The sequence below is a fragment of the Geitlerinema sp. CS-897 genome, from assembly GCF_028368005.1.
Classification (GTDB): domain Bacteria; phylum Cyanobacteriota; class Cyanobacteriia; order Cyanobacteriales; family Geitlerinemataceae; genus Baaleninema; species Baaleninema simplex.
The window spans coordinates 1-4,710 of sequence record NZ_JAQNCQ010000055.1; the positions used below are offsets into that span (position 1 = coordinate 1).

A 4,710-nucleotide genomic window follows, 5' to 3' on the forward strand; every position below is an offset into this window, starting at 1 on the left:
CCACACCTACGCCGACCCCTACACCCACACCCGCCCCAACTGAGTTAACGGATATCGACGGACATTGGGCAGAACCGTTCGTTCGGGCGTTGTTCGATCGCCAACTCGTAAGCGGTATGGGCGACGGAACCTTTAAGCCAGACGCCCCCATCACGCGGGCGGGATTTGCCGCTTTGTTGGCCAAAGCGTTCGATCGCCCCTTGCAAAACCCTGCCAAAACCTTTCTCGACGTTCCGCCGGACTTCTGGGGCTACGACGCCATTACGGAAGTCACCCGCATGGGATTCATCACGGGTTTTCCCAACAACACCTTTCGACCCGGACAGAACGTCACGCGCCTGCAAGTCCTCCTCGCCCTCAACAGCGGCTTAGATCTCAGTGGGGGCAACCTCAATCTCCTGTCGTTGTTCCGCGATGGGTCGCAAGTGGCACCTTGGGCTGCCAGTGCGGTCGCCAACGCCACCGAAGCGGAAATCGTCGTCAACTATCCCGACGTGCGACAGCTCAATCCCATGACTCAGGCCAGTCGGGCGGAAGTGGCGGTGATGGTCTATCAAGCTTTGGTGAACGAGGGGAGTTTACCGGCGATCGATTCTCCTTATATTGTCAAACCGACCTCGACTCCCGCCCCGTCGTTTTCGGACATTGAGAATCACTGGGCGAAAGAGTTTGTGGTGGGATTGTCGGGTAAGGGTATTATTAACGGATTTCCCGACGGGACTTTCCGTCCCGATACGAAGATGACTCGCGCCCAGTATGCGGCGGTGTTGGCCACAGCGTTCGATCCGCGTCCGAAACGCGCTACGACGACGTTCCAAGATGTACCGCGTGGCTTTTGGGCGCACGACGCCATCCAGAAAACCTATCAAGGGGGATTTCTTTCGGGATTTTCGGAAAATACGTTCGGACCGGGACTCAACGTCACGCGGCTCCAAATCCTGTTGTCTCTCGTCAACGGACAGGATTTATCGGGGGGATCGGCGATGCTGTTGAATCGATATAACGATCGCGACGAGATTCCGACTTGGGCTGAAGCGGCGGTGGCGACGGCGACGCAGAAGCAGTTGGTGGTCAACTATCCCGATCTCGATCGCTTGTATCCCGATCGCGATGCGACTCGGGCTGAGGTGGTGGCCATGGTCTATCAAGCCCTGCGCGAAGCTGGAAAATGGGATCTTCCCGCCGTAGACTCGCCTTACATCGTGACGGCTTGAAACCACATTTGAGGAAATACAGGAATTTTACCTGAGTTTCTCGTTCGTCCGGACGGGCGATTGCGGTTTCTGTAAATTGAATCGTATTCGGGCAGGCAAGCGCTTCTAAGTACCGGTTTTCGGTCGGACGCGATCGCCTGTCCTTTTTAACTCGGCGTTTGTCTGTGATTTCACGGAACTGAGCTGAGAACGTGACAGTTTGTAAGTGCGATCGCTCCCTCGTCTCCAGAGCGTCTACTCTCAACGCCTCGATCGAAGCGATTGCGCTCGAACCCTTGTCGGCTGAATGTTTTCTCGATCGAGTCCCTTATTATATTAAGAAATGTAACAATATATCTTGCGTATATCTACGCAGGATTTCACGAGATATAATAAGTTAATAACCAAAACTGCATAAAATTTCAGCACAGTTGGTTAACGGTCATCTACCGAACCCGAGGAAATGGCAGCGTCGTTGGTTTGAGAGAGACGCTACACCAGTAAGCCCGGTAAACGCCCCAGATGCGCGTCGTCCGAAAGGCTCGTCAGTCAGGGTGGCATCCACTCAACCTCTCCTCGACTGCTCGATCGCAGTACGGGGGCGTTAGTTATACAGAAGGTTTAGCAATGTACGATCGAAACCCGTCTCAACTCACGCGAAAACGGTACGACTCTACACTTCCGACTCAGGAGAGCGTATCCAGAAAACGGAAGTTACCGACTTCACGTTTGGGAAGTAAGCGTCTCGGTGCGTACTTGCTGGAAGCGGGATTGCTGAGTCCCGGTCAAATCCAAGTGGCGACTTACGACCAACAGGTAACGGGTAAGAAGTTTTCTGAAGTCATCGTCGATCGCGGTTGGGTAAAACAGCAAACCATCGATTTTCTCATCAAGCGCGTCATCGTTCCCGAACAACGCCGAGCGCACAGTTCGGGGGCGTTCGCGCAACCGGTCGAACCGTTTTCACAGGTTTACGAACGCCGTAAAGAGGAAGTCCTACAGGAGCCAGAAGAAGAAGTTCCCTGGACGGTCGATTGAATTCCTCGGTACGGTCGAAGTGTCCTCCACATCTATTCAACTCAAACGCCCCCACTTTCCTCGCGAGATTGGGGGCGCTAAGGTAAGAGGTTGGAGAGTGAAGCGTGGAGAGATTTCGTGTGAGATCGATATCAGGAGTTGGGCGACGCTCGATCTCGGCGATCGCAGTGGTATTCGTCGGATGTACGAGCGCAGTGAATTTGCAACCGCCAGAGTCGAGAGGTTTTGAAGTCGTTTTAGAGGAAAGTTCCGAGGATCGCCGATTCGACGAGTCGCAAGAACGCGGGTTTCGAGAACGCAGTCTCGCAGTGCGACGACAACTGGCGCAAGAAGATTTAGTCGAACTCGATGACTGGTGGCGATCGCGCGACATTGGCGATCCCCATAAATACTTACTTCCGCCGATGTTCGCGCAACTGAGCCTCGCGGAACCCGAAGAAAAAAACGAAATTTGGGAAATTTGGCGAAACCTGGAACGGGATGCGTCTGATTTGTACCATTTCCGCAGTATCTACGACGTGCGGATTTTTTTCCTGTTTCGCGACGAACTTCCTGACGACGTGCGAAACGCTTATCAAACGATGGTGTCGAGTCCTCGGGTGTTGGAGTGGGGAGAAGGAGGAACGGAAAACCACATTTCTCAACAATACTTGTCTGGCTTGGCGATGATGGACGGAAGCGGTTTCCCCGTGGCTGCACCCCATTTGCTGGCGACGAACGAAGCGTGGCTGCGATCGGAGGTTTGGAAATATCTCACCATCGGACAAGGAGAGTTTCACTCGTCGACGTATTACGGATTTACCATCGGGGGATTGCTGAACCTCTACGATTTCGCCGAAACCCCCCAATTGCGAAACTTGGCGAAAGCGGCGTTAGATTGGCTGGCGACGAACATGGCGTTGCGCTTGAGTTGGGGAACTGCTGGGGGCGCAGAAAGTCGCGGCTTCGATCGCGGTACTTGGTACGATAGCGGTATCGGTACGGTGGCTTGGATTTGGTGGGGTTCGGACGATCGCGCGGAGATCGATCGCATCGCCTCGCAGACGGACACCAAACGCTCGCGGTTAGCCGTTCTCGCCGCCACCAGCAGCTATCGTCCCCCCGCCGAACTCAGAGCGATCGCCCTCAAAACGATTCCGCTTCCGTTTCAGTTACGAGCCAGCCATCCGGCGTATTACACCTATCACGCAGACAATCAATTTTGGGAAACCTTTTACGCCACGGAAGATTACACCTTGGGAACCTTGGTGACACCGGGGCGATCGTATCAGGTGCGGGGAACCATTAACGCTCAATACGCCACGTACAAACTGGTGGTTCGAGATGTGGAAGGGCGAAAAAACGCCGTCGTCAGTTTGGGGGGAACCTATCATACACCGATGGCTACGGGGCGCAGTCCCGGCGATCGCAAGGTTCAAGAAAAGGGAACGGTACTCTATCAATTGCGCCTCAACGAGCAAGATCGTCAAGCCAACGTTCCCGATCGCACCCATCTCGTCGTTCCCCGAGAATACGGCGAACCCCAGCGGTTTGGGGAGTGGTACGTTTGGCGCATCGAAAACGTTTGGCTCTGCGCGCGCGTTTGGGGCGATACGATCGCCTTGGAAAATCCCGTCGTCGGCGGTGACGAGGACTATTTGGCGTTGGTGGCGCAGGGAACGAATACCGCTTGGATTACTGACGTGGCCAGGGTTGCAGACTATCCGACGTTCGATGGCCTTACTGAAGCGTTAGGGGAAACGGAGATTTCTGACGCGAACCTCGCCTCTCGCGGTGAAATTGGTTACACCAGCTTAGCGGGCGATCGCATCCAAATGCAGTACGCTCCCGATCGCGCGATCGCAGACGCCACCATCAACGGACGCGATCGCGATCTGTCCGAACGCCCCGTCTTAGAAAGTCCCTACGTCAATCAAGACCTCAACAGCGGCCGGTTAGACATCCAAATCCCCAATTCTAAGTTGTGGAGACTCCGCCTCACCCCCAGTCAACCGGTTTGGGAAACGTCCGATGAGTGAAAAGCTGTAAATTTTTCTGTATAATATGGCACATTTAAGACTTTCTTAACGTCTCGAAGTGGGATACAACCATGAAGCTGATGGGTACATCTCAAAAATGTAAATTCATCGAATTGGGCGCACTCAATTTCCAGATCCCCGGCATCTCCAAGATGCCGGGGATCTTATACCGGAAGTGCTAATCGGGAATTTTGCCACCCAAAACTGATGTTTTTGCAAAACTGAGATGCACCCCAGGAATTTCCAATTTTACCTCTTTTTCGGGTTCTCGAAGCCATGTCAAGACTCCTCTAAGCCTTACGTCGTAAGCTTTTCACTTCTTTTCAGCAAGCCCTACCTACAGTATTTTATCGGGGAAAATAGTTATCGAAATGAAGCGCCTTTTGATGCTTCAATGATGGTTCATTTTCGGCAAAGGATTGGTCGCTCTCTACTTCAAAAAATAAATCGAAGAATTGTCC

The 4,710-nt window shown here is 53.4% G+C and carries 3 protein-coding genes; all 3 read left to right on the plus strand.

Annotated elements, in window-relative coordinates:
- Positions 1 to 1,214 (plus strand): S-layer homology domain-containing protein (locus POG22_RS02910; protein WP_498903531.1); only part of this gene is annotated, 1,214 nt, incomplete at its 5' end.
- A 501-nt stretch (positions 1,215 to 1,715) separates the two neighbouring features.
- On the plus strand, positions 1,716 to 2,231 hold the full coding sequence (locus POG22_RS02915) for a cyclic di-GMP-binding domain-containing protein, MshE-related (protein ID WP_498903532.1): 516 nt from the start codon (positions 1,716 to 1,718) through the stop codon (positions 2,229 to 2,231).
- Between the two features lie 119 nt (positions 2,232 to 2,350).
- The gene (locus POG22_RS02920; protein WP_498903533.1) at positions 2,351 to 4,249 is read left to right on the plus strand and encodes a hypothetical protein; all 1,899 of its coding nucleotides are present in this window, start codon (positions 2,351 to 2,353) and stop codon (positions 4,247 to 4,249) included.
- Positions 4,250 to 4,710: the final 461 nt, after the last annotated feature.

Coding starts and splice junctions, on each gene's coding strand:
- POG22_RS02915 (WP_498903532.1), top strand. CDS start 1,716: ATGCGCGTCGTCCGAAAGGCTCGTCAGTCAGGGTGGCATCCACTCAAC.